The sequence below is a fragment of the Sphingomonas sp. Mn802worker genome, assembly GCF_000382485.1.
GTDB lineage: Bacteria > Pseudomonadota > Alphaproteobacteria > Sphingomonadales > Sphingomonadaceae > Sphingomonas.
Genome location: NZ_AORY01000002.1, coordinates 116,839 through 140,877, shown reverse-complemented (window position 1 = coordinate 140,877; position 24,039 = coordinate 116,839). Strand labels below are relative to the sequence as shown.

The following is a 24,039-nucleotide window of genomic DNA, read 5'->3' as shown; positions in this document are numbered from 1 at the left end:
TTAGCGGCAGGCGGGTTTTCCGCCGCCGTTCGCGTAAAGATAGGCGATGACGTCAGCGCGATCGAGCCCGTTACGCAGGCCTGGGAAGTGCATCGACGTGCCGGGCGCGAACGCCGCCGGGTTGGTCAGCCAGTGATCTAGTCTCGCGCAGGTCCACTCGCCCCCGACCGACTGCAACGCGGCGGTGTAGCCGAAGCGCGCGCTGTTGCGCCCGACCTGCGCGTGCGTGACGCCGTGGAGGTTCGGGCCGTCGCGGTCGCCCGTACCCGCGTCGATGGTGTGACACGCTGCGCATTGGCGGAACACCGCGCGACCCAGTCGCGTGTCCGCCACCTTAATGCGCGCGGCGAGCGGCGCGCCGGGCGAAACGCCGCGGTCGCGCTCGGCGGGGGCGCAGGCAGCAAGCAGCACGGCGAGCGTGAAGCTAGTCGAACGAACTGCCGCCGGCATCCTCGTCGCGTCCTTCCAGTTTCGCCCACAAACCGCCGGTCCCTGCCTCCTGCGCGCGATTGACGTATTGCGACGCGACGAGGCAGCCCTTGATCGGGCGCAGCGGCAGCAGGCAGCCGAGCACCATGATCGGCACCGAGGTGACCAGATGCACCCAGGCAGGCGGATCATACGCCACCTGTATCCACACCACGACGAAGGTCAGCGGCAGCGCGATGATGCACAGCGAGAAGAACGCGGGGCCGTCGTCGGCGGCGGCAAAGCGATAATCAAGCCCGCAGCGGTCGCACGCCGGCGCGATCTTCAGCCACGACGAGAACAGGCGACCCTCGCCGCAGCGCGGGCAGCGCCCCTTCAAACCGCAGCGCAGGATCCACTGGAGCGGCGAGGGGCGTGGGGTCGTCGAGGGTCCAGGTTCGTCCATGTGGCGTAGATGGGCGTTCGGGCGTGAGAAGGCGAGGGCGACGACAGGCGATGGTCAGCGCGAGCCGCGATCGACCTCACCGCCCTTCATCACGAAGCTGACACGTTCGAGCGTGCGAACGTCGGCGAGCGGATCGCCGTCGACCGCGATCAGGTCGCCGTAACGGCCGGGCGCGATCGCGCCGACATCGCTGCGGTTCAGCGCCTCCGCGGCGTTCTTCGTCGCCGCTTGAATGGCCTCGATCGGGGTCATGCCCCATTCGACCATCTTGGCGAACTGCCGCGCATTGTCGCCGTTGGGGTAGACGCCGCCGTCGGTGCCGAAGATCATCTTGACGCCCGCGGCATGCGCGGCGCGGAACGTCTCGCGCTGCTTGCGTCCGATCAACCGTTCCTTTTCCAGGCTTTCGGGAAATGCACCGTTCTTCGCGCCCTCGGCCAGAATGTAGTCGTCGTTGTAGATGTCCATGCTGAACCAGGCGCCGTGTTCCTTAGCGAGCTTGAACGATTCGGCGTCGGCCAGGCTGGCGTGCTCGATCGTGTCGACACCGGCGCGCAGCGCGTCGTTGATGCCGGCGGTACCGTGCGCGTGCGCGGCGACCCGCATCCCCAGCATGTGCGCTTCTGCGGTAACCGCTTGCATTTCGGCCAGGCTCATCTGCTGCGCGCCGGGCGAATCGCGTTTTGACAATACGCCGCCGGTGGCGCAGATCTTGATGACCTCGGCGCCGTATTTGCGCATCGTGCGCACCAGCTTGCGATAACCGTCGGGCGTGTCGGCGACGCTGGGGTTGGGTACGGCGGCAAAGGAGGGCGGCAGCGCCTCGGTTGCGTCGCAGTGCCCGCCGGTCGCGCCCAGCGCATAGCCCGCGGGGACGATACGCGGTCCGGGCACGTAGCCGCCCTCGATCCCCTGTTTGAGCGCCACATCGTCGTAATTGCTCGACCCGACGTTGCGCACCGTCGTGAAGCCCGCGTCGAGCGTCTTTTTCGCATTGGCGACGCCGACAACCGTGGCGAAATTGTCGGTGAACTCGAGCCCGCGATAGCCCGACAGCCGCGGGTCGCTGGTCAGGTGGACGTGCATGTCGATCAGCCCGGGCAGCAGCGTGCGCTCACCTAGGTCGATCCGTTCCGCACCGGCCGGTACCGCGTCGCCGCGCCGTCCGACGGCGGTGATCTTCCCGTTGGTCACCACCACCTGCGCATCGTCGACGCGGCGTCCGGCCAGCACGTCGATCATGTGCGCAGCGGTGACGACGACGGTGCGTGCCTCGGCAGAGAGCGGCGAGAGCGCGAGCGTGGCGGCGCCGAGAAGCGCGGGCAAACGGTGCATCGGTTAGGTCCTTCCCCTGTTGCGTACACCTTGCCGTACGTCGGGCGACGCACAAGTGCTTTCGCTTGAACGGGGGAGGCGGGCTGGCTTAGGCTGAACGAAAGACGATGATTACAGGGGGTTCGCGCGTGTTCCGATTGGCTTCATTGCTGTTGTTGACCGTCAGCGCCGCCGGCATGGCGCAGGATCGCGGAGGTGGTGCCGACAAGGCGGCGCCCAAGGAGAAGGCGGGCCGCACCAACGCGGAGATCCAGCGCGATCTGGTCGAGGCCGATTACGCCGCCGCGCCGGTGGCCGAGCGCGCCGAAGTGTCGCACGGCAACGTTTCCGTCGCGGGCAGGCGGCTGGGCTATACCGCCACCGCGGGCACGCTGACGCTGCGCGATAGCGAAGGGAAGCCGACTGCGTCGATGTTCTACACCGCCTACACGCTCGACGGCGTGAAGCCCGGCACCAAGCGCCCGATCACCTATTTCTACAACGGCGGGCCGGGCAGCCCGACCTTCTGGCTCCACATGGGATCGTTCGCGCCCGTGCGGCTGAAGACGGGCAATCCCGAGACGATCCGCCCCGCGCCTTACGATTTCGGCCCCAACCCCGACACGCTGCTCGACAAGACCGACATGGTGTTCCTCGACGCGATCGGCGCAGGCTATTCGCGGCCGCTCGGCGACGTGAAGCCCAGCGCCTTCTACGGCACCGACGAGGATGCCGACGCGTTCGCCAAGGCGATCATCCGCTACTCGACAAAATACGGCCGCTGGAACAGCCCGAAGTTCATCTTCGGCGAAAGCTACGGCACGCTGCGTTCGGGGGCGCTCGCGTACCAGCTGCAGGATCGCGGCATGGCGCTGAACGGCGTGGTGCTGCTCTCCTCCATCATGAACTACGGTTACCGCCAGCCGGGGCTCGATCAGGTATATCTCAACTACCTGCCGAGCTACGCCGCGACCGCATGGTACCACAACCGCATCGCCAATCGTCCGGCGGACGTTGCGACGATCGTCCAGCAAGCGCGCGACTTCGCAGTCGGACCGTACATGTCCGCGCTTGCCAAGGGGCAGAACATCTCAGGTCAGGAACGCGACGCGGTGGCGCGGCGAATGAGCGAGCTGACCGGGCTATCCCCTGAGTTCATCATCCGCTCGAACCTGCGCGTCGACCTGCCGCGGTTCCAGAAGGAGCTGCTGCGCGGCACCCGCCAGACGATCGGGCGATTCGATTCGCGCTACACCGGGCTCGACGCGGATGCAGCGGGTGAGCGGCCGGAGACCGACGCCTCGTCCGACGCGATCTCGGGCGCGTTCATCGCGACGTTCAACGACTATGTGACGCACACGCTCGGCTACAAGACCGACATGCCGTACCGCCTGTCGGCGCGCGATGCGGCGGGCTGGGACTGGAACTGGAAGCATCGCGCGCCCGGCGGCGGCTACGGCGCGATGCAGAACAATCCTAATACTGCGGTCGACCTCGCCGCGGCGATGCGCGCCAATCCGTACCTACACGTCTTGTCGATGAACGGCTGGTACGACATGGCGACGCCGTTCTTCGGCACCGAGAACGACCTCGGCCACATGATGCTCGAGCCCGCGCAGCAGCGGAATCTGCGCTTTACCTATTACCCCGCCGGGCACATGACCTACCTCAATCCCGAGGCGCTGCGCGCGATGAAGCGCGACCTGTCGGCGTGGTACGATCAGGCGGTCAGCGATGCGCGGAGCGGCACGCCCGCGCAGCCCGCCAGCATGTCCGCCGCGCAGACGACGCCGCCGAACTGAAGCGAAACGGTTCAGCCCGCCAGCGCGCGCGCGCGGCGGCGCTGGACCGAGCTGCCGATCCCCATCGCCTCGCGGTATTTCGCGACCGTGCGGCGCGCGATGTCGAAGCCCTTGGCATTGAGCAGGTCGACCAACGTGTCGTCGGACAGAATCTTCGCGCCCTCGCCCGCTATCAGCGCGCGGATCGCGCTCTTCACCGCCTCGGCCGACACCGCGTCGCCGCCATCGGCCGACTGGATCGCCGAGGTGAAGAAGTATTTCAGCTCGAACAGCCCGCGCGCACACGACAGATACTTGTTCGAGGTCACGCGGCTGACGGTCGATTCGTGCAGGTCGATCGCCTCCGCGATCCGTGCGAGCGTCAGCGGGCGCAGCTGCGAGACGCCGTGGACGAAGAACGCCTCCTGCTGCCGCACGATCTCGGTCGCGACGCGGATGATCGTGCGCTGGCGCTGGTCGAGCGCCTTGACCAGCCAGTTCGCGCTGGCGAGTTGATCGCCCAGCCACGCTTTCGACGCCTTGTCCGCCCCCGTCGCGAGCTGCGCGTGATAGCGGCGGTTGACCAGCACGCGCGGCAGCGTCGCACCGTTGATCTCGACGTTCCAGCCCTTCGCCCCGCGTGTCACATAGACGTCGGGGATGACCGCGGGCGCGACCTCGCCACCGAAGCGGCAGCCGGGTTTGGGATCATAGCCGCGCAACTCGCGGATCATGTCGGCCATGTCCTCGTCATCAACGTGGCACAGCCGCTTGAGGCGTGACAGGTCGCCGCGTGCGAGCAGGTCGAGGTTGTCGAGCAGCCGCGCCATGCACGGATCGTAGCGGTCGACCTCGCGTGCCTGAATCGCGAGGCATTCGGCGAGGTCGCGCGCGCCGACGCCGGTGGGATCGAAGGTCTGGATCGTGGCGAGCACCGCCTCGACCTGCGCCAGCGCCACGCCGAGCCGCTGTGCCACCTCCAGCAGCCGGACCTGAAGGTATCCCGCCTCGTCGATATGGTCGATCAGGTGCTGCGCGACGAATAGGTCGGCGGCGGAGAAGGCGGTGCCCGCCTGCGCGAGCAGATGGTCGGCCAAACTCTCCGCACGCGTATCGGCGAAGGCGTCGAGATCGGGCATCTCGCCCCCCGACACGCTGCCCCCCGCCGGGCCCAACGACGTACCGCCGTCTGACGGCGCGTCGTCGAAGCGCTCGGCCGCGATGTCGACGTCGAGGGCCTCGCCCGCAGCCTCACCCGTCATCACCAACTCGTCGGCGCCCGCGGGCTCGTCGCGCGCCGGCTGGGCCACGTCGGGCGCGATCACCGGCGCGTCGTCGGCGGCGGGCGCAGTCTCGAGCAGGGGGTTCTTCTCGACCTCCTCCGCGATCACGCCTTCGATCTCGAGGTTGGAGAGCGCCAGCAGCTTGATCGCCTGCTGCAACTGCGGCGTCATCACCAGCGATTGCGACTGGCGCAGGTCAAGACGTGGCGCGAGGCTCATGGCTGCGGCTCGCCGATGTCGTGCAGGCGCGCCGTCATCGCTACAGCGTGAAACCCTCGCCGAGATAGAGCCGGCGGACGTTGGCGTCGGCAACCAGTTCTTCCGGGCTGCCGGTGAACAGCACGCGACCGTCGTAGATGATGTAGGCGCGGTCGACGATGTCGAGCGTCTCGCGCACATTGTGGTCGGTGATCAGCACGCCGATGTCACGGCTTTTCAGGTCCTTCACCAGATCACGGATGTCGGCGATCGAGATCGGATCGATGCCGGCGAACGGTTCGTCGAGCAGCATGATCGACGGATCGGCCGCCAGCGCGCGAGCGATCTCCGCGCGACGCCGCTCGCCGCCCGACAGCGCCATCGCCGGCGCGTCGCGCAACCGCGTCAGCCCGAATTCGTCGAGCAGCTTCTCGAGCTTCGCCGAACGCGCCGCGGCGTCAGGTTCGGACAGTTCGAGCACGGTCATGATGTTCTTCTCGACCGACAAACCGCGGAAGATCGACGTTTCCTGCGGCAGGTAGCCGAGGCCCAGGATCGCGCGGCGGTACATCGGAAGGCCGGTGATATCATCGCCATCGAGCATGATGCGGCCGGCATCGGGCTTCACCAGTCCCATCACCGAGTAGAAGCACGTCGTCTTGCCCGCGCCGTTGGGACCCAGCAGCCCGATCACCTCGCCGCGCCCGACCGACACCGACACGTCGGTCAGCACGGTGCGCTTGTCGTATGACTTCGCGATCGAGACGACCTGCAAGCCATGACTGACGGGCGCCTCGTGGATCGCCTCGACGTCGTCCAGCGTTTGATCGACGGTTGTTGCCATGCGTGCGGGCACTCTCGTGAAAACCAGTCGGTGCCACTGAAGCGGCCCCGTCAGGCACGCTTTACGCCAAACCGATCGGTGCGCAAAGCGTGAGCGCCGGGGATAAGACGCAACCATCAACCTCCTCTTTCAAGCACCATTAGTTGATCGATGTTAGCGCGATCGTGCGGAACCGTGCCGGTGAGTCGCCCGTATGGCCCGTCCATGCCTACGCCTGAGACACCGATGTTCCCGTGGCGCCACTCCGCCCAGGCTGAACTCGAAGCCATGATGCACGCGCACGTCGATGATCGTGCGTTTCCGTGCGTGGGCGCGAAGGCGGCATTGGCGAAGGGTACGCTGCACGTGCTGGCGTGCAATCGCATCGATAGTTCGTGGGACGATCTGCGCATCCACGACGGGCTGATGCGCTTCGCCGAGGCGTACCGCGATGATCCCGGCCTGTTCCGCAGCTTCGCGGTGGTGTTCGAAGGACCAGACGACCTTGGCGAGCCGGCGTTCGAACAGGCGTTGTGGAAGCGCATTCAGTCGCTGTCGGACAAGGACGTGTGGCGCGGACAGGATTACGACGCGCGCGTTAGTGCCGACCCCGACGACCCGCATTTCTCCTTGAGCTTCGGCGGCGAGGCGTTCTTCGTCGTGGGGCTGCACCCGCACGCGTCGCGGCCGGCGCGGCGGTTCGCGCGACCGACGATGGTGTTCAACCTGCACGACCAGTTCGAGACGCTGCGTGCGCAGGGTCGGTATGAGACGATGCGCGAGAAGATCATGGTGCGCGACGAGGCGGTGGCGGGATCGCGCAACCCGATGCTCGCGCGTCATGGCGCGTCGAGCGAGGCGCGTCAGTATAGCGGGCGCGTCGTCGACGACGCGTGGCGATGCCCGTTCCATTATACGGGCGGCGTGGAGCAGTGAGCGTGGCTGCGGTCGAGATCCCGCCGCGGTCGGGCACAGCCTTCACGCTTGACGCCGGGCAGACGCTGACCGTCATCGATCCGCGCGGCGTACAGGTCGCGGACCTGCTCGCTTACAATCGCGACGACGTGCGTGAAGTGATCTCGTCGGGGCGCACGCTCGATTACGCCGAGACGATCCGGTTGACGACGGGACACTTCCTCTACTCCAACCGCTCCACGCCGATGCTGGAGATCGTCGCGGACGATGTCGGCGTGCACGACTTCCTGCTGACGCCGTGCTCCTTTGACACGTTTCACCATTTCTACCCCGACGAGCCGCCGCATCGCGGCTGTTTCGGTAACCTCGCCGCCGCACTTGAGCCATATGGCGTGACCGAGGACATGATCCCGATCGCGTTCAACTGCTTCATGAACGTGCCGGTTGATGGCAACACCGGACGGTTGCAGGTGCTGCCGCCGATCAGCAAGGCAGGGGACCGGATCGTCTTCCGCGCGCAGATGGACCTGATCATCGGGCTCACCGCATGTTCTGCCGGCGCGTCGAACGGCGGCAGTTTCAAACCGATCGAATACCGGGTCGATTGACTGTACGCATTGGCTGCGAGCCACGCTTGGATACTAAGGCGTTATCATGATCGAGCGCCAGCGTTTCACCCGCATAGAGCCGGACGGTACCTCGGCCTCGATCACGCGCGCCATCGTGCCCGAGCATCCGGTCGCGATCGAGGTGAATGGCCTCGGTTACGCGGTGATGATGGCGACCCCGGCCGATCTCGACGATTTCGTCACCGGCTTCGCGCTGTCAGAGCGGATCGTCGCGGACGCGGCGGAGATCGCTGCGTTGGACCTGTTCGAGGCACCGCTCGGCTGGATCGCCCGACTGGCGGTGCCGCCTGAGCGTGCCGCGGCGCTTGCCGCGCGTGTGCGGACGCGCGCCAGCGACAGTTCGTGCGGATTGTGCGGGATGGACAATCTGGAGGCGGTGCACCGCGCCTTGCCGCGCGTGCCGTCCGCCACGATCGATTTCACCGCGATCTTTCTCGCGCTAGGCGACATGCGCGCGCATCAGCCGCTTAACGCCGCTACAGGGGCCGCGCACGCCGCGATGTTGTGCGACAGCAATGGCGCGGTACGTCTCGCACGCGAGGATGTCGGCCGCCATAATGCCTTCGACAAGCTGATCGGCGCGATGGCGCGCGAAGGTCTCGGCTGGGACGGCGGCTTTGCGTTGCTGTCGTCGCGATGCTCGTACGAACTGGTCGAGAAAGCCGCGTTGTCGGCATGCCCGACGCTGGTCACCGTGTCGGCGGCGACCGACCTCGCACTTGCGCGAGCGAGCGCGGCAGGCTTGACGCTCGTCAGCCTTGCGCGCTCAGATGCGATATTGTTCCCGCCGGCACCGGATGCGGTACTTTCCGAGCCGTTATGAGTTGGATAGCGTATGGCCAAGCAATACGAAGATCGCCCCGATTTCACACCCTACACCGGCCCGTCGGGTGGCTGGGGATCGATGCGCTCGCTCGCCGACATCGTCCCGCGCGAGAAGAACCCGGTCGAGACTTCGGCCGAATTGCTGCGGATGAACAAGCATGACGGCTTTCAGTGCGTCAGCTGTGCCTGGGCGAAACCGCATCCGCCGAGCCCGGCCGAATTCTGCGAGAACGGGGCCAAGGCGACGGCATGGGAAATCACCAGCCAGCGCGTCACGCCCGAGTTCTTCCGCACCAACACGCTGACCGCCTTGCGCGACTGGAGCGACTATCGGCTGGAGGAAGCCGGTCGGCTGACTCACCCGATGAAATATGACGCGGCGAGCGACAAATACATTGTCGTGCCGTGGGAGATGGCGTTCAAGGAGATCGGCGCGAAGCTGAAGAACCTCGCGCCCAAGTCGGTCGTCTTCTACGCCTCAGGTCGTGCGAGCCTGGAAACCTCGTACATGTACCAGCTGCTGGCGCGGATGTACGGCAACCAGAACCTGCCCGATTCGTCCAACATGTGCCACGAATCGACGTCGGTCGGGCTGAAGGCCGCGATCGGCGTGCCGGTGGGTACGACGCGGCTGGAGGATTTCGACACCACCGACTGCATCCTACATTTCGGGCAGAACGTCGCCACCAACAGCCCACGGATGCTTCATCAGCTGCGTTCCGCGCGGAAGCGCGGCGTGCCGATCATCGTGTTCAATCCGCTGCGTGAGCGTGGGCTGGAGCGGTTTACCGATCCGCAGAACCCGATCGAGATGGCGACCGGCGGCGAGACGCGGATCGCGACGCAATACCATCAGGTGCGCGCGGGCGGCGATCTGGCCGCGATGATGGGCATGGCGAAATGGCTGATCGAGCATGATCGGATCGACCATGACTTCATTGCCGAGCACACGCACGACTTCGACGCCTTCGCTGAGAAGGCGCGCGCGACCGGCTGGGACGAGATCGAGCGCGAATCGGGGCTGACGCGCGACGCGCTGTCGATGGCAGCGGAGGTGTACGGCCGCGCCAACGCGACGATCGCGATCTACGGCATGGGGCTGACGCAGCACGTAAAGGGCGTCGACAACGTCCGCATGCTCGTCAACCTGCTGTTGATGCGTGGCAATATCGGAAAACCCGGCGCGGGGCCGACGCCGGTGCGTGGCCATTCAAATGTGCAGGGGCAGCGCACCGTCGGCATCACCGAGAAGCCCGAGCTCGCCCCGCTCGACAAGTTCAAGGAAATGTACGGGTTCGAGCCGCCGCGCGAAAAGGGGCTCGACACGGTCGAGGCGTGCCGCGGCGTGATAGACGGCAGCGTGCGCGGGTTCGTGTCGCTTGGCGGCAATTTCGTCCGTGCGACACCCGAGACGCGGTTGATGGAGGAGGGCTGGCGCCAGCTCGACCTGTCGGTGCAGATCGCGACCAAGCTGAACCGCAGCCACCTGATTCCGGCGAGCGGCGACACCTGGCTGCTGCCGTGCCTTGGTCGGATCGAGCGCGACCTGCAGGAAACCGGCGCGCAGCACGTGACGATGGAGGATTCGACCAGCGTCATCCACCCGTCGTTCGGCAAGGTCGATCCCGCCAGCCCCCACCTCCTGTCCGAACCCGCGATCGTCGCCGGGATCGCCAAGGAAACGCTCGCACCCAATCCCAACGTGCCGTGGGACAAATGGGTCGGCGATTATGCATTGGTGCGCGACGAGATTGCCGAGGCATTCCCCAACTTCTTCGAGCGCTTCAACGAGCGGTTGAAGCAGCCGGGCGGGTTCTGGAAAGGCAACAAGGCGACGGGGCGCGAGTGGGACACACCGTCGAAGAAGGCGGAATTCATCGTTCCCGACGTGCTCAACGCGACAGGCTTCACCGATGCCGACGGGCGCTACCGCATGCTGACGGTGCGGTCGAACGACCAGTTCAACACCACGATATACGGCTATTCCGATCGCTTCCGCGGCATCAACGGAACGCGGCAGGTAGTAATGATGAGCCCGGCCGACATCGCCGAGCGCGGCCTGACCGAAGGGCAGAAGGTGACGCTGGTGGGCGACGCGCAGGATAATGTGTCGCGTCGGGTCGAGGGGTTGATGGTGGTCGCGCGCGACGTGCCCAAGGGCTGCATCGCGACCTATTACCCTGAATGCAATCCGCTGATCGCGCTTGAGCACCATGCCGAGGAGAGCCACGTTCCCGCCGCCAAGTCGGTGCCGGTACGGATCGAGGTTGAGGCGGTCGCCGGCTGATGATCGTGACGGTGGCGCACCTGCGCGCCGCCGTCACCGTGCCTGTAGCGAGGCTCGGCCGAATAGCGATGACCAACCTCGCGACGATCACGCGTGCTTGCGGGCACAATCGTGCGACAAATCCCCGCTAGCCGCATTGTGGCCCGCTGACAGGGCTGGGAGAGTGGCGTGAGGTTGTTCCTGTTGCTGGCGAGTGGCGCGGCGGTTCCGGCCTGGGCGCAGACGCCGCCCACACCGGCGCAGGACGTTGCGAAAAGTGTCGCACCCACTTCCGAGCCGAGCGCGCAGGTACCCGCAACCCCTCAAGCCACTCCGCCCGCCGGCTCGCCGAGCGAAGCCGCCGCTGCTACGCCGGAGGCGCAGGGCGAGGACGGCGAGGGCGAGGATATCGTCGTCACCGGGCGCAAGCCGGTTGGCAGCGTGATCGGCGACATTCCGCCCGAGCAGACGCTGTCGCCCGCCGACATCCGCAGCTACGGCGTCAGCTCGGTCGCTGACCTGCTGACTGAGCTTGGTCCGCAGACGCAATCGGGTCGTGGGTCGGGCGGGGCGCCGGTGGTGCTGCTCAACGGACGCCGGATCGGCGGCTTCTCTGAAATCCGCGACCTGCCGACCGAGGCGATCCTGCGCGTCGAGATCCTGCCGGAGGAGGTCGCGCTCAAATACGGCTACCGCGCCGACCAGCGCGTCGTGAACTTCGTGCTGCGCCCGCGTTTTCGCGCCTACACCGGGGAGGCGGTCGACACGCTCGCGACCGACGGCGGGCGCAATCAGCCGGGTGCGCGGGCAGACTGGCTGCGTATCCAGCGCACCGGACGCACCAGCCTCCACCTGCAATACGATCAGGCGAGCGCGCTTTCCGAGGCGAAGCGGAACATCATCCAGTCGCCCGGCGGCGCGTCGTCAGCGGGTAACGTCACGCTCGCGGACGGCACGATCGTCGGCGCTCCCGCCGCCGCCGCTAACGGCGCGATCGCGGCGGGTGACTTCCTCACAACCCCCAAACCGAGCGATCAGGCACGCTTTCGCACGCTGTTGCCGGCGACGAAGAGTTTTCAGGCGAACGGCGTCTATGCGACCAGCCTGTCGGACCGCGTCGGCGCAACCTTCAACGCGCGGGTCGAGCATGACGTCAGCGACGCCGACCGTGGGCTCGTGGCGGGCAATTTCCTGCTCCCCGTCGGCAATCCGTTCTCGCCCTTTGCCGACGACGCGCGTGTGTCGCGCGCCTTTCCCGAGCTCGGCCCCCTTGCCCAGCATATCGAGAGCACCGATGCGCATTTGGGCGCGAGCGCGAACGGCGACGAGGGGCGCTGGCGCTGGACCGTCAACGCCAACGCCGATTACAGCGCCAGCGACACGCGCAGCCAGACCGGGCTCGACACGACCGCGTTTCAGACGCTGCTCACCGCGGGCGATCCGACCGCCAATCCGTTCGGCGGGTTCAATCTGGTGCGCACGCCCGACAACCTCGGTCGGTCGCGCTCGGCCAATCTCGCGATCGACACGCTCGTCACCGGACCGTTGTTCAGCCTGGCCGCGGGGGACGCCAACACTAGCATCCGCATCGGTGCGTCGAGCAACGATTTCACCAGCCGCTCGACGCGGTTGGGCGAGACGCAGTCCGCCGACATCTCGCGCGACATCGGCAATGCGCAGGTCAACCTCGACCTGCCGATCGCCAGCCGGTCGCGCGGCGTGCTGAGCGCGATCGGCGATTTCTCGCTCAACGCCAACGTCGCGGCGGATCACCTGTCGGACTTCGGCACCTTGTGGACGCTTGGCTATGGCGCGAACTGGTCGCCGCTCCGCGGCGTGCGGCTGATCTACTCGGTGACGAACGAGGACGAGGCGCCCAGCGCGCAGCAGCTGGGCAACCCGCAGGTGCCGACCGCGGGCGTGCGTGTGTTCGACTATGTGCGCGGCACCACCGCCACGGTCACAACGGTGACGGGCGGCAACCCATTCCTGCGCGCCGATGAGCGCCACGTGACCAAGCTGGGCGCGACGATCCAGCCCTGGGCCGACCGCGACATCAACTTCGTCGCCAACTACACCCGGCAGCAGGTCGACGATCCGATCGCCAGCTTCCCCGCCGCCAGCGCCGCAATCGAGCAAGCGTTTCGTGATCGCTTCACCCGCGTCGACGGCACGCTGGTCCGGCTCGACACGCGGCCGGTCAATTTCGCGAGCAGCGAGGAATCGCAGCTCCGCTATGGCTTCAACGTGTCGTTTAAGCTGAAGTCAAAGATACAGAAAGAGTTGGAGGCATACCGCGCCGGCACCGGGCCAAACCCGTTCGCGGGGTTGCGACCACCCGGCGGTCGGCGGCGCGATGGTGGCAACGGCGCGCAGCCCGACGGCAGCGGCGCGCGCGCGGCCGCGAACGGCGGCGAGCAGCCGCGTGGTGCGGGTAGCGTAGGGCCTGGTGGGAACAGCGGCAGTGACCGCGGCGCGGGAGGCGGCTTCCGCGGTGGCGGTGGCGGGCGCGGCTTCGGTGGCGGTCGCTTCGGCGGCGGTGGCGGCGCGGCGGGCGGGCGGGTCCAGTTCGCGCTCTATCACACCTGGCATTTTACCGACCGCGTCACGATCGCGAACGGCGGTCCAGTACTCGATCTGCTGAACGGCGACGCGATCGGCGGCTCGGGCGGGCAATCGCGCCACGAACTGGAGGGACAGGCAGGTTATTCAAACAACGGCCTCGGCGCGCGCGCCTCGCTCAACTTCCAGAGCGCGACGCGCGTCAACGGCGGCACGCCGACCAGCCCCGAAACGCTCAACTTCGGTAGCTTGACGACGCTCAACCTGCGGCTGTTCGCCGATTTGGGGCAGCGGATCGATCTGATTCGCGCGCATCCGTGGCTGCGCGGTACGCGTGTCACCCTGTCGCTCAACAACGCCTTCAACCAGCGCCAGCGCGTCACCGACCAGACCGGCACGGTGCCGATCGGGTTCCAGCCGGGCTATCTCGACCCGCTGGGGCGCACCGTGCGGCTGTCGATCAGGAAGCTGTTCTTCTAGAGTCCAATCTTCGCCGCGAGCCAGCGCGCGGCAATCTCGGGCGTCGCCTTGTTTGTGTCGCGGTCGACCATGTAATTCGCCTCGCGCATTGCAGAGACGGGGATGCGGCCAATCAGCGGACGCAGCGCGGCGAGAAAGCGCGCGTCGTTCGTCCGCCCCGGCGCGACCAGCAGGATCGCGTCGTAGCCGGGAATGGCGCGCTTGGGATCACTCAACGTCACCAGCCGGTCAGCGGCGATTCGCCCGTCGGAGGAAAAGGCGCTGATGACGTCGGCGCGCCCGCTCTCCAACGCGCGATACATGAAGGTCGGGCTGTACGGTGTCGTGCTCGCGAACCGCATTGGATAGGCGCGCCGGATCGCCGCCCATTCGGCGCGGTCGAGGAACTCAAGATCGGCCCCGAGTTTCAGCTGCTGAGACTGGCGCGCGAGATCGGCAAGCGAGGTGATCCCGCGTCGTCGCGCATCCTCGCCGCGCATCGCGAAGGCGTAGGCGTTCTCGAACCCCAGCGCGCCAACCATACCGACGCCACGCGTAGCACGCGCCCAGTCCGCGATTACGCGGACCTGCTCGGCACGGAGCGGCACGTCGCGCCGCTTCATTTCGCCCGCCCAAATCGTCCCGGCGTAATCGACGTAGGCGTCGACGTCGCCGCTCGCGACCGCACCGAACGCCACCGCGGAGCCGAGCCCGTCGCGGTACTGGACGGTGTAGCCCGCGCGCGCCAGCCGATCGCCAATCAGCCGCGCGAGGATATATTGCTCGGAGAAGTTCTTGGCGCCGAGCACCACCGTTCGGTCGCCGCCCGACCGCGGCCAGAGCGGCGCAGTTGCTACCAGCGTCGCTGCACCGAGCAGCGCGACCGCGCCCCAGGTCAGCCACGCGCGCCTCGTCCGCGCGCCATGCTCCGCCAAGCCCAGCAGCGCATCAACGCCGAGCGCGAGCGCGGCGGCGGACACGCAGCCTGCGATCACCAGCGTCCACGCCTGCGTCTGCAATCCGGCGAAGATCAAGTCGCCCAGACTCGGCTGCCCGATCGTGGTCGACAGTGTCGCCGCGCCGATCGTCCACACCGCGGCGGTACGGATGCCCGCCATCGCGACCGGCAGCACCAGCGGGGCCTCGACCAGCCTGAGCTTCTGCGCCGGCGTCATGCCGACGCCGTCCGCCGCCTCCAGCACCGCGGGGTCGATCCCGGTCAGCCCGGTGACCAGATTGCGGATGATCGGCAGCAGCGCATAGAGCGTCAGTGCGAGCAGTGCCGGCAGAAAGCCGAGCGCGGGCACGCCGCCGCCGACCACGCCCGACAGCCACAACAGAACGGGATAGAAGAGCGCCAGCAGCGCGAGGCTGGGGATCGTTTGCACCAGGCTCGCGAAACCCAGCGTCACGCGCGCGACGCGGGGGCGTTTGGCCGACCACCAGCCGAGCGGCAGCGCTAGGGCGAGCGCCAGCACGAGCGCACACATCGCGAGCAGCAGATGCTGTGCCGCGAGCGCGGGCACGCGTGCGAAGGCGTCGCTCATGCTGCGCCCCGCGCCAGAGCGGCGATTCGCTCGGCCTGCGCGCGCGGCACCGCGACCAATGCCTGCGCGGTGTCGCCACCCTCGCCCGCGATCAGTGCGGCGGGCGTCGTGTCGGCGACAATACGGCCGCGCTCCATCACCAGCACGCGCTCGGCATCGAGCAGCGCCTCGGCCATGTCGTGCGTCACCATCAGCACGGTCAGCCCGCGCTCACGCTGCAATTGCACGATCGTTTGTCCAAGCTGTTCGCGCGTGACCGGATCAAGCGCGCCGAACGGCTCGTCCATCAGCAAAAGCCCCGGATTGGTCGCCAGCGCGCGCGCGACGCCGACGCGCTGGCGCTGGCCGCCCGACAGCTCGGCCGGCATCCTGCTGGCGAGATTGCGCGGCAGCTCGACCGTGTCGAGCAGCGCGCCGAAGCGCGCGCGATCGTCGCGCCGCTCCAGCCTGAGCGGCAGCGCGACATTCTCCGCCACCGTCAGATGCGGGAACAGTCCGACGTTCTGGAACACGTAGCCGATCCGTCGCCGCAGCTGCCACGCAGCACCGTCGTTGACGTCCGCGCCGTCGATCAGCACGCGGCCGTCGCTCGGCACGACAAGCCGGTTGACGGTCTTGAGCAGCGTCGACTTGCCCGATCCCGATGCACCCACCAGCGCGACGAAGCTGCCCGGTTCGATCGCGAGCGAGACCGCGTCGACCGCGACGGTGCCGTCGGCGTAGCGCTTGGTCACGCGCTCGAACGCGATCGCCGGGCCGGAATTGTCTGGCATCGCGCACGGTGATGCGGGAAGGATGGGAGCACCACAAGAGGGGACCGGGCATGAAGGCGATCCTGATCACCGGCGGCGGTTCAGGGATAGGGCGCGCGGTGGCGCAACTGTTCGCGAGCAAGGGCTGGCGCGTCGGCCTCGCCGATGTCGATCGCGGCGGTTTGCGCGACACCGCCGCGCTGCTGCCGGCCGAGCGCACCAGCACGCACCAGATGGATGTACGCGATCCGAGCGAGTGGGAGCATGTGCTTGACGAATTCGCTGCCTTGAGCGGCGGACGGCTCGACGTGCTGTTCAACAATGCCGGGATCGCGCTCGGCGGGCCGTTCGGCGAGCTGTCGCTCGAGGCGCTCGACCGCGTGATCGACATCAACTTTCGCGGCGTCGCCTATGGTGCGCGAATGGCCTACCCGTACCTAAAGGCGACGCCGGGTTCGTGCCTGCTCAACACCGCCTCTGCGAGCGCGATCTACGGCTCGGCCGGGCTCGCGGCCTATTCGGCGACGAAGTTCGCGGTGCGTGGGCTGACCGAGGCGCTCGACGCCGAATGGGCGGCGGACGGCGTCAAGGTGCGCGACCTGATGCCCGGCTTCGTCGACACCGCGTTGCTGAGCACGGGCCTGCCCGGCACCAACCGCAGCGTGCGCGAAGCCGTGGTCGCGGCGAAGCTGGAGTTCACGCCGGTCGAAATAGTGGCGCAGGCGGCGTGGGATGCGGTGCACGGCGATCAGGTTCACGCGGTGATCGGCAAAACCGCGCGACGATTGAGCTTCGGCGCGCGCTGGATGCCCGGTCGCGTGCGGCGGATGATGACCGCGCGCGCGCTCGGAGGTTAGTAGCAGGCGAGTTCGCCGGCCGCGTCGGCGACGCAGCGGCGCGCGCGCGGCGCCCCGGCGGGGTGGGGCGCGGTGGGCACGCGAACGCGCGGTCGTGTTCCGGGCGCGGGCGGATCGATCCGCTCCAGCTCAATCCGCGGCGCTGACGAGGGTGCCGGCGGCGCCGGTGATGGGGACGGCGGCGCGACTGGGGCGCTGGTCGGGGCAGCGGGTGACACAGGACGCGGCTCGGCGGTGGCGGGTCCGACGTCGGCGAACCAGGACGGTGTGCCCGTCTCGATCGCGAGGTCGAACGTCTGCACATAGCCGGCGTCCGCGCCCACGCGTGCCGGGTCGAGCGAGAGCAGCACGACATCGACGCCACTGGGGCCGCGACGCAGCATGAACTGTCCGCGGTAGCGGATCGGTGAGCGCAGCTTCAGCGTAGGTTCCAGCCGCCGCGCCTCGGTGAATTGCGCCGCCAGCTGTGTGAAATCCAGAATGGTACGCGACAGCCGCTTTGGCGCGGCGCAGTCGAGCCCGGATGCGCCGGGATTAAGCGCGAGCTTGGGGTCGAGCTCGAACGGTACGCTCAACCCATTGCCGCTCGGCGTGACCACGGACGCCGTTTCATCGAGCCGCAGGTCACCGGGGGCGACCGGCACGCCCAGCGTCGCCGCGGTCCCAATCCGGGACAGGGTCAGCCGCAACTCGCCGCGAACCTTGCCGACGGCGAGCCGCTGCTGCCGCGCGTAGTCGGAATAAGCGAAGTCGAGGTAGTCGCACTTTACCTCGTTCAGCAGCGTCGCGACGGGTACCAGAGCGACCGGGCGCGTAGCGGTGATCGGCGTGGTTCGTTCGCGCGCATCGGCGACGAAAGCGCCGGAAATCAGCGGCGAAGCGACGCCGACGAGTGCCGCGGTGCGCCACGCGGCGCGCATCCAAGAGGAGCCGATCATCCTGTACCCCCCGCCGTCCCGCGCGATGCCCCGTGCGGCGCGCGAGCGTTGACGATTCGTTAATGATCGTCGGTCTGAGGGTGGCTTACGTCAAGCGCGCAGCGGTTGTGCGCGCACGGGCGAGTCAGCCGCCCAAAATGTCGTCGATCGCACCCGCCAGCTCGACATCGCGCGACGACAATCCGCCGGCGTCGTGCGTCGTCAGGAGGATTTCGACGCGATTATAGACGTTCTTCCACTCGGGATGGTGGTCGGCGCGCTCGGCGAGCAGTGCGACCTGCGTCATGAAGCCGAACGCTTCGGCAAAATCGGTGAACACGATCGTCCGCGTGATCGCGTCGCGCGCCTCCTCGAAATCCCATTCGGGCAGCGCGTCCAGCGCGTCGGCACGCTCAGCCTCGCTCAGTTGCTCGATCATCTCCACGCTCCCGTTCTTGCCGCCCTTGGCCTACGCGGACTATGGCGGGCGCGATGGAGCGGCAAGAGGTTCTGGGCGCGGCACCGTCCGCCGATATGATCGAGGCACATGCGCGCGCCACGATCGCACGATTGCCCGAGGCGTTCCGGCAGCATCTGCGCGACGTCGTGCTGCTGGTCGAGGAAGAAGCCGATGCGGAGATGCTCCGAAGCGTCGGGCTCGACCACCCGCTCGACCTGACCGGGGTCTATGTCGGGCGGCCGGTTGGCGAGAAATCGTCATTTGAAAGTGGCGCGCTGCCCGACCGCATTCACCTCTATCGCCAGGCCATCCTCGCCGAATGGTGCGAAACGGGGGTCCGGCTCGACGACCTGGTCGCGCATGTCACGGTACACGAGATCGGGCATCATTTTGGTCTCTCCGATGACGACATGCACGCGCTGGAAGACGCGGTGTCGGATTGAACGACTCGCTGATCGTCGCCGACCTGGCGGTGGCGCGCGGCGGGCGGACATTGTTCGACGGCGTCCGCTTCACCGCCCGCCCGGGCGACGCGGTGATCGTCACGGGGCCGAACGGCGTCGGCAAGTCGAGCCTGTTGCGTGTGCTGGCCGGCATCGGGCGGATCGAGAGCGGCACCGTGAAGTGGCCGGCAGGTGGCGTGGCGTTGATGGACGAGGCGCACGCGCTCGATCGCGGCGCGACGGTGCAGGCGGCGCTACGTTTCTGGGCGCAGCTCGATGGCGGGAGCGATCCGGCCACCCGCGTTGCCGCGGCACTCGACGACGTGGCGCTCGGCGACCTCGCCGACGTACCCGTGCGGCTCTTGTCGGCGGGGCAGCGACGACGTGCCGCGCTCGCGCGCGTCGTGGCGAGCGGGGCAAGATTGTGGCTGCTCGACGAGCCGGCGAACGCGCTCGACGCCGCGGCGCTAGACCGGCTGGCGGCGCTGATTGCGCGGCATCGTGCGCGCGGCGGGATCGTGGTTGCGGCGACGCACCAGCCGCTTGCATGGCATGACGTGCAGCAGGTGCAGCTGTGATCGCGCTGATCTGGCGCGACGTGCGATTGAGCTACGCGGGCGGCGGAGCGACCTTGGTGGTCGCGTTCTTTCTGCTCGTCGCGATCCTGTTCCCGTTCGCGATCGGACCTGACGCGGCGCTGCTGGCGCGGATCGGCGGCGGGGTGATCTGGGCCGCCGCGCTGCTCGCGGCGCTGATGCCGGTCGAGCGGTTGGTCGCACCCGATCTTGAAGCAGGCGTGCTTGACCAATTGGCGGTGCGCCGAGCTTCGATGGCGGTGGTGGCGGCGGCGAAGATGGTCGCGCACTGGCTCGCGTTCGCGCCGCCGTTGATGCTCGCCGGCGTGATTGCAGCGGGGTTGCTCGATCTGTCGGCACCGACGCTGCTGCTGGTGGAGGCGGGGTTGCTGCTCGGTACGCCGGGGCTGGCGGCGCTGGCGGTGGCGACCGCGGCGTTGCTGGCGGGCGCGCGCGGGGCGGGCGCGGTCGCAGGGCTTGTCATGCTGCCGCTCGCGGTGCCGTTGCTGATCTTCGGGGCGGGCGCCATCACCGGCGGCGCAGGGGGACTGAAGCTGCTCGCCGCGACCAGCCTGCTGCTCGCCGCCGGTGCGCCGTTCGTCGCGGGTGCGGCGATGCGCAGCGCGATGGAGTGACTTACCGGCTCGCGGCCGGGTGCCTCAGCGGCTCCAGCGCGCCCAGATCGCTGTCGGCAGCGTCAGACCGCGCGCCTCCTCGCGCACCGCCAACTCGCCCGCTTCGACGGTGCCGGACAGGTCGGCGAACGCCTGCCGCAGCATCTCGCCGATCGCCAGCGCCGACATGCGCACCGCGTAGACGGTCAGGAACAGGTAGCGCGACTCGGCGTCGAGCAAGCGGCGGCAGTCGGCGATCAGTCGCGGCAGGTCCTCTTCCAGCCGCCACACCTCGCCGGTCGGGCCGCGGCCGTATTTGGGCGGGTCGAGCAGGATCCCGTCGTAGCGGCGCCCGCGTCTGACCTCGCGCGCGATGAACTTCGACGCGTCGTCGATGATCCAGCGCGTCGGTGCGTCGGACAGGCCGGACAATGCCGCATTGTGGCGCGCCGCCTCGACCGACTTCTTTGACGCATCGACGTGGACCATCCGCGCGCCGAGCGACGACAAGGCCAGCGTGCCGACCCCGGTATAGCCGAACAAGTTCAAGCATTCGGGCGTGTCCGCGCCCTCAAGCTGCTGGCGCATCCACACCCACACGGGGGCCATGTCGGGGAAGAAGCCCAAATGGCGGAACGGCGTCGTCTGCGCGGTGAAGCGCGCCTCGTGCCACTCGAGCGTCCAGCCGTCGGCGGGCACGCGCTTGTCGAAGCGCCATTGCCCGCCGCCATCCTCGTCGCTGCCCGGCACGAACTCGCCGTGCGCGTCCCAGTCGGAGTGAGCGGGTGCCCACAAAGCCTGCGGTTCGGGGCGGATGAAGCGGTAGCGGCCGTAGCGTTCGAGCTTTCGGCCATGCCCCGAGTCGATCAGCCCGTAATCGCCCCAGGGCTCGCCGATCAGCGTGTCGAGCTTCATCTCGCGACTGCCCGCTCGGCGATGTACGCGCTGACCGCAGCGTAGCTGGCGTCGAGTACGTCGTAGCGTTCCTCGCGCTCGAACAGGTCGCCGACGCGTGACGGCAGGCTCGGGCGCGTGCCGGTCGCGCGCTCCACCGCATCGCCGAACTTCGCCGGATGCGCGGTGGCGAGCGTCACCATCGGTGTCTTGCCGGCGTGACGCTGCGCGGCGGCGAGCGCGATCGCGGTGTGCGGGTCGAGCATTTGGCACGCGTGCTCGTGCGCCCAGCGCATCGCCAGCGCCATGTCGTCGAGGTCGACCCGCTCGGCCGCGAACAGCGCGGCGGCGCCCTCGGATTGCGCGTTGGTCAGCCGCATCGCTCGGCTGCCCTCGAACCCGCGCATCTGCTCGGCAAGCGCGAGGCCGTCGCGATGACCGAGATCGAACAGCAGTCGTTCGAAATTGCTCGAGACCTGGATGTCCATCGATGGCGTCGGCGTCTGCACCACCTGCCGGCTGGAATAATCGCCACTGTTCAAGGCACGCGCGAGGATATCGTTGACGTTGGTCGCGACGATCAGCTTCGCCACCGGCAAGCCCATCTTAGCCGCAACGTAACCGGCGAAGACGTCGCCGAAATTGCCGGTCGGCACGCTGAACGCGATCGCGCGATCGGGCGCGCCGAGCCGCACGGCGGCGTAGAAGTAATAGACCACCTGCGCCATCAAGCGGGCCCAGTTGATCGAATTGACCGCCGACAGGCGGAACCTGCCGGCGAAGGCGGGATCGTTGAACATCGCCTTCACCAGCGCCTGCGCCTGGTCGAAGTCGCCGCGAATCGCGATGTTGTGGACGTTGGGCGCGCCAACGGTCGTCATCTGCCGCCGCTGCACGTCGCTGACGCGGCCTTCGGGGTGGAGCATGAAGATGTCGATGCCCGCGCGCCCCGCAACCGCGTCGATCGCGGCGGAACCGGTGTCGCCGCTGGTCGCGCCGACAATCGTCAGATGGTCGCTGCTGCCGGTCAGGAAGCGCTCGAACAGCAGGCCGAGCAGCTGCAACGCCACATCCTTGAACGCGAGCGTCGGGCCGTGGAACAGCTCCAGCAGCCATTGATCGTGGTCGAGCTGCAGCAGCGGCGTGACCGCGGCGTGCGAGAAGCGGCCGTATGCCTGCTCGCACAGCGCGCGTAGCTCGTCGCGCGTCATCGTCTCGCCGACAAACGGCGCCATGACGGTCACTGCGGTGTCGACGTAGGACATGCCCGCCATCGCGGCGATCTCATCGCGGGTCAGCGTCGGCCACGCCTCGGGAACGTAGAGGCCACCATCGCTGGCCAGCCCGGCGAGCGTAACCTCACGAAAATCGAGTGCGGCCGCAGTGCCGCGCGTGCTGACGTAGCGCATGGCCGGGCGGGGTAGCCTTACTGCTCCGCGCCTGCAACCGGCGCCCGCCGCCGGATCACGGCGACCGCGTAGATGATGGCGGCCACCCCGGCGAACAGGAACCACTGCACGCCGTAAGCCAGGTGGTTGTTGGGAACCGAGCCGATATCGGGACGCGCGTTGGCGTTGAGCCCCGCGGCGGGTCGATCGGCGACGAGCAGCATCACTTGCGGCACGTGGCTGAACAATCCTGCGATCAGCGGTCGTGCATCAGGCGCGTGGCTGACGAAACCGGTCACGATGCCGCCGTCCCACGCCACGCGGGCATTCGGGTCGCGCGTGGTGCCGAGCTGCACCTTGACGTCGGTGCCCGCGCAGGTCGCGATCAGCCGGAACCCGGCATTGCCCGCGCCCGCCCGCGCGATCGAAACAGGCGGATGGCAGGTGGTCGCGGTGCGGCGGAACAGCAACTGATCGTCGGGGTGGAGCGGAAAGGCGACGATCGGCTTCGCGGGGTTGCGCGCCAATTGCGCCAGATAGGCTTCCTTCTCGGGCAGACGGACCGCGATCTGCCAGATGCCGAGCGCGATCATGCCGCACACTGCGAGCGCGACGATGATGGTGGGGACGACCGGAAAACGCTTCATCGCCGCTACCTTACCGCGCGCCGCGCGCGCCGTCGCGCAAAGAAGAAGGGCGCGGTCCGCATCCGGACCGCGCCCATGAGACACCTTCGCGTCGAGACGATCAGCCGCCGTGAACCGGCGCGCCCCAACCGCCCCAGACGTAGATCGTGACGAAGAGGAACAACCACACCACATCGACGAAATGCCAGTACCAGGCCGCGGCCTCGAAGCCGAAATGCTGCTTGGGCGTGAAGTCGCCCTTGTAGGCGCGGATCAGGCAGACGATCAGGAAGATCGTACCGACCAGCACGTGGAAGCCGTGGAACCCGGTCGCCATGAAGAACGATGCACCGTAGTTGATGCCCTTGAACGGGAACGGCGCGTGCATGTACTCATATGCCTGGATCGAGCTGAACAGTAGGCCGAGCGCCACCGTCAGCCACAGGCCCTTGAGTACGCCGTCGCGGTCGCCGACGCCCAGCAGACCCCAGAAACCGCGCTTCACACCGCCGCGCTGATTGTGGATCAGCGCGTGGTGCGCCCAGGTGACGGTCGTGCCGCTGGTCAGCAGGATCAGCGTGTTGAGCAGCGGGAGCTCGAACGCGTTGATGACCTCCAGCCCCTTGGGCGGCCACTGCGCCGCAATCGCCGCGGCGCCTTCGGTTGCGCGTTCGACCTGCCCGTCGACGAAGCTCATCGCGGTCGGGAACAGCGCGAAGTCGAAATAGGCCCAGAACCAGCCGACGAAGAACATCACCTCGGAGGCGATGAACAGGATCATGCCGTAGCGGAAATGGAGCTGGACCACGGGGGTATGATCGCCCGCGTGCGCCTCGCGGATCACCTGGTGCCACCAGCCCCACATCGTGCCGAGCACCCCGGCGAGGCCGATCAGGAACACCCAACCGCCGCCGACCGCCTTGTGCATGTACATGATGCCGCCCGCCGCCATGACGAACGCCATCATCGATCCGATGAGCGGCCATGGGCTGGGTGGAAGGATATGGTAATCGTGGTTCTTCGCGCCGGCCATGCGT

Annotated in this window: 23 protein-coding genes; 10 read left to right on the top strand and 13 right to left on the bottom strand. The window is 67.8% G+C overall.

Features of this window, described 5'->3' with window-relative positions; translation table 11 throughout:
• From SMN802W_RS16230 to SMN802W_RS0102445, 3 genes are read right to left on the bottom strand one after another with little or no spacing between them, the layout of a single operon-like run.
• On the bottom strand, nucleotides 1-450 hold the full coding sequence (locus SMN802W_RS16230; protein WP_051083440.1) for a c-type cytochrome: 450 nt from the start codon (nucleotides 448-450) through the stop codon (nucleotides 1-3).
• A complete protein-coding gene (locus SMN802W_RS0102450) occupies nucleotides 425-874 on the bottom strand; it encodes a DUF983 domain-containing protein (RefSeq protein WP_019515299.1) in 450 nt (149 codons plus the stop codon). Before SMN802W_RS0102450 ends, SMN802W_RS16230 begins: the two co-directional genes overlap by 26 nt.
• A gap of 54 nt (nucleotides 875-928) precedes the next feature.
• Nucleotides 929-2,209: a Xaa-Pro dipeptidase gene (locus SMN802W_RS0102445; protein ID WP_037522954.1), complete on the bottom strand. Its 1,281-nt coding sequence runs from the start codon at nucleotides 2,207-2,209 to the stop codon at nucleotides 929-931.
• 176 nt (nucleotides 2,210-2,385) lie between these two features.
• Here SMN802W_RS0102445 and SMN802W_RS0102440 point away from each other — a divergent pair, with 176 nt between their 5' ends.
• Nucleotides 2,386-3,990: a S10 family peptidase gene (locus tag SMN802W_RS0102440; protein WP_156818700.1), complete on the top strand. Its 1,605-nt coding sequence runs from the start codon at nucleotides 2,386-2,388 to the stop codon at nucleotides 3,988-3,990.
• Between the two features lie 11 nt (nucleotides 3,991-4,001).
• Here SMN802W_RS0102440 and rpoN read toward each other — a convergent pair whose 3' ends face one another.
• Complete coding sequence (gene rpoN, locus SMN802W_RS0102435; protein WP_019515296.1) at nucleotides 4,002-5,471, bottom strand: RNA polymerase factor sigma-54; 1,470 nt, start codon at nucleotides 5,469-5,471, stop codon at nucleotides 4,002-4,004.
• A gap of 40 nt (nucleotides 5,472-5,511) precedes the next feature.
• Nucleotides 5,512-6,294 (bottom strand): LPS export ABC transporter ATP-binding protein, encoded by a 783-nt coding sequence (gene lptB, locus SMN802W_RS0102430; RefSeq protein WP_019515295.1) that lies wholly within the window; start codon nucleotides 6,292-6,294, stop codon nucleotides 5,512-5,514.
• Between the two features lie 204 nt (nucleotides 6,295-6,498).
• Between lptB and gntA the strand changes: the two genes are divergently transcribed.
• The 5 genes from gntA to SMN802W_RS0102400 all read left to right on the top strand — a co-directional run bounded on the left by gntA (nucleotide 6,499) and on the right by SMN802W_RS0102400 (nucleotide 13,950).
• Nucleotides 6,499-7,209 carry a guanitoxin biosynthesis heme-dependent pre-guanitoxin N-hydroxylase GntA gene (gntA, locus tag SMN802W_RS0102425; protein ID WP_026325657.1) on the top strand — a complete coding sequence of 237 codons (711 nt, stop codon included), beginning with the start codon at nucleotides 6,499-6,501 and terminating at the stop codon, nucleotides 7,207-7,209.
• Nucleotides 7,173-7,796, top strand: a complete 624-nt coding sequence (locus SMN802W_RS0102420) for a DUF1989 domain-containing protein (RefSeq protein WP_051083454.1) — start codon at nucleotides 7,173-7,175, stop codon at nucleotides 7,794-7,796. Before gntA ends, SMN802W_RS0102420 begins: the two co-directional genes overlap by 37 nt.
• 46 nt (nucleotides 7,797-7,842) lie before the next feature.
• Nucleotides 7,843-8,640 (top strand): formate dehydrogenase accessory sulfurtransferase FdhD, encoded by a 798-nt coding sequence (gene fdhD, locus SMN802W_RS0102415; RefSeq protein WP_019515292.1) that lies wholly within the window; start codon nucleotides 7,843-7,845, stop codon nucleotides 8,638-8,640.
• Nucleotides 8,641-8,652: 12 nt separating this feature from the next.
• Nucleotides 8,653-10,929 carry an FdhF/YdeP family oxidoreductase gene (locus SMN802W_RS0102410; RefSeq protein WP_019515291.1) on the top strand — a complete coding sequence of 759 codons (2,277 nt, stop codon included), beginning with the start codon at nucleotides 8,653-8,655 and terminating at the stop codon, nucleotides 10,927-10,929.
• 168 nt (nucleotides 10,930-11,097) lie between these two features.
• Nucleotides 11,098-13,950: a hypothetical protein gene (locus tag SMN802W_RS0102400; protein WP_019515289.1), complete on the top strand. Its 2,853-nt coding sequence runs from the start codon at nucleotides 11,098-11,100 to the stop codon at nucleotides 13,948-13,950.
• On the opposite strand, the gene SMN802W_RS0102395 is transcribed toward SMN802W_RS0102400, so the two are convergent.
• Both SMN802W_RS0102395 and SMN802W_RS0102390 read right to left on the bottom strand, forming a co-directional pair.
• Nucleotides 13,947-15,476 carry an ABC transporter permease/substrate-binding protein gene (locus SMN802W_RS0102395; protein ID WP_019515288.1) on the bottom strand — a complete coding sequence of 510 codons (1,530 nt, stop codon included), beginning with the start codon at nucleotides 15,474-15,476 and terminating at the stop codon, nucleotides 13,947-13,949. The genes SMN802W_RS0102400 and SMN802W_RS0102395 overlap by 4 nt on opposite strands.
• Nucleotides 15,473-16,249: an ATP-binding cassette domain-containing protein gene (locus SMN802W_RS0102390; protein WP_019515287.1), complete on the bottom strand. Its 777-nt coding sequence runs from the start codon at nucleotides 16,247-16,249 to the stop codon at nucleotides 15,473-15,475. The genes SMN802W_RS0102395 and SMN802W_RS0102390 overlap by 4 nt, the downstream gene beginning before the upstream one ends.
• A 50-nt stretch (nucleotides 16,250-16,299) precedes the next feature.
• Between SMN802W_RS0102390 and SMN802W_RS0102385 the strand changes: the two genes are divergently transcribed.
• Nucleotides 16,300-17,085: an SDR family oxidoreductase gene (locus tag SMN802W_RS0102385; protein WP_019515286.1), complete on the top strand. Its 786-nt coding sequence runs from the start codon at nucleotides 16,300-16,302 to the stop codon at nucleotides 17,083-17,085.
• Here the strand turns inward: SMN802W_RS0102385 and SMN802W_RS0102380 are convergent.
• Complete coding sequence (locus SMN802W_RS0102380) at nucleotides 17,082-18,023, bottom strand: hypothetical protein (RefSeq protein ID WP_156818687.1); 942 nt, start codon at nucleotides 18,021-18,023, stop codon at nucleotides 17,082-17,084. The genes SMN802W_RS0102385 and SMN802W_RS0102380 overlap by 4 nt on opposite strands.
• A 124-nt stretch (nucleotides 18,024-18,147) precedes the next feature.
• Entirely contained in the window at nucleotides 18,148-18,441 is a 294-nt protein-coding gene (locus tag SMN802W_RS0102375) for a 4a-hydroxytetrahydrobiopterin dehydratase (protein WP_026325655.1), read from the bottom strand.
• A gap of 53 nt (nucleotides 18,442-18,494) precedes the next feature.
• Between SMN802W_RS0102375 and SMN802W_RS0102370 the strand changes: the two genes are divergently transcribed.
• Genes SMN802W_RS0102370 through SMN802W_RS0102360 form a run of 3 tightly spaced genes read left to right on the top strand, consistent with a single transcriptional unit; the run spans nucleotide 18,495 to nucleotide 20,115 of the window.
• On the top strand, nucleotides 18,495-18,905 hold the full coding sequence (locus SMN802W_RS0102370; protein ID WP_026325654.1) for a metallopeptidase family protein: 411 nt from the start codon (nucleotides 18,495-18,497) through the stop codon (nucleotides 18,903-18,905).
• The gene (gene ccmA / locus SMN802W_RS0102365; RefSeq protein WP_019515283.1) at nucleotides 18,902-19,483 is read left to right on the top strand and encodes a heme ABC exporter ATP-binding protein CcmA; all 582 of its coding nucleotides are present in this window, start codon (nucleotides 18,902-18,904) and stop codon (nucleotides 19,481-19,483) included. The genes SMN802W_RS0102370 and ccmA overlap by 4 nt, the downstream gene beginning before the upstream one ends.
• Complete coding sequence (locus tag SMN802W_RS0102360) at nucleotides 19,480-20,115, top strand: heme exporter protein CcmB (RefSeq protein WP_019515282.1); 636 nt, start codon at nucleotides 19,480-19,482, stop codon at nucleotides 20,113-20,115. Before ccmA ends, SMN802W_RS0102360 begins: the two co-directional genes overlap by 4 nt.
• Nucleotides 20,116-20,139: 24 nt before the next feature.
• Here the strand turns inward: SMN802W_RS0102360 and SMN802W_RS0102355 are convergent, their stop codons facing one another.
• The 4 genes from SMN802W_RS0102355 to SMN802W_RS0102340 form a co-directional block, all read right to left on the bottom strand.
• The gene (locus SMN802W_RS0102355) at nucleotides 20,140-21,009 is read right to left on the bottom strand and encodes a class I SAM-dependent methyltransferase (RefSeq protein ID WP_019515281.1); all 870 of its coding nucleotides are present in this window, start codon (nucleotides 21,007-21,009) and stop codon (nucleotides 20,140-20,142) included.
• On the bottom strand, nucleotides 21,006-22,397 hold the full coding sequence (gene thrC / locus SMN802W_RS0102350) for a threonine synthase (RefSeq protein ID WP_019515280.1): 1,392 nt from the start codon (nucleotides 22,395-22,397) through the stop codon (nucleotides 21,006-21,008). The genes SMN802W_RS0102355 and thrC overlap by 4 nt, the downstream gene beginning before the upstream one ends.
• Before the next feature lie 17 nt (nucleotides 22,398-22,414).
• A complete protein-coding gene (locus tag SMN802W_RS0102345) occupies nucleotides 22,415-23,023 on the bottom strand; it encodes an SURF1 family cytochrome oxidase biogenesis protein (protein ID WP_026325653.1) in 609 nt (202 codons plus the stop codon).
• 100 nt (nucleotides 23,024-23,123) lie between these two features.
• Nucleotides 23,124-24,035 (bottom strand): cytochrome c oxidase subunit 3, encoded by a 912-nt coding sequence (locus SMN802W_RS0102340; protein WP_019515278.1) that lies wholly within the window; start codon nucleotides 24,033-24,035, stop codon nucleotides 23,124-23,126.
• Nucleotides 24,036-24,039: the final 4 nt, after the last annotated feature.